General features: G+C 49.3%; 1 tRNA gene and 2 rRNA genes. All 3 read right to left on the bottom strand.

From position 1 onward, the window contains the following. Position 1 precedes the first annotated feature (1 nt). Positions 2-117: ribosomal RNA gene (rrf, locus tag GQA99_RS20305) — 5S ribosomal RNA — on the bottom strand. A 36-nt stretch (positions 118-153) separates the two neighbouring features. Beyond that, a tRNA-Thr gene (locus tag GQA99_RS20310) sits at positions 154-229 on the bottom strand. Positions 230-260: 31 nt separating this feature from the next. Next, a 5S ribosomal RNA gene (gene rrf, locus GQA99_RS20315) occupies positions 261-375 on the bottom strand.

The raw sequence follows: 375 nt of genomic DNA on the forward strand, positions 1-375 counted from the left end.
CGCCTGGAAATGACCTACTCTCACATGGGGAGACCCCACACTACCATCGGCGATACTGTGTTTCACTTCTGAGTTCGGAATGGGATCAGGTGGGACCACAGCTCTATGGTTTCCAGACAAATTTTATTCTAGGACAAAACACTAGATTATTCGTGGTGCTGATACCCAGAATCGAACTGGGGACCTCATCCTTACCAAGGATGCGCTCTACCGACTGAGCCATATCAGCAAAACTCTATACAACGTTGAGCTTATTAGGCGCCTGGAAATGACCTACTCTCACATGGGGAGACCCCACACTACCATCGGCGATACTGTGTTTCACTTCTGAGTTCGGAATGGGATCAGGTGGGACCACAGCTCTATGGTTTCCAG

The organism is Shewanella litoralis (assembly GCF_009828585.1).
GTDB classification, from domain to species: Bacteria; Pseudomonadota; Gammaproteobacteria; order Enterobacterales; family Shewanellaceae; genus Shewanella; species Shewanella litoralis.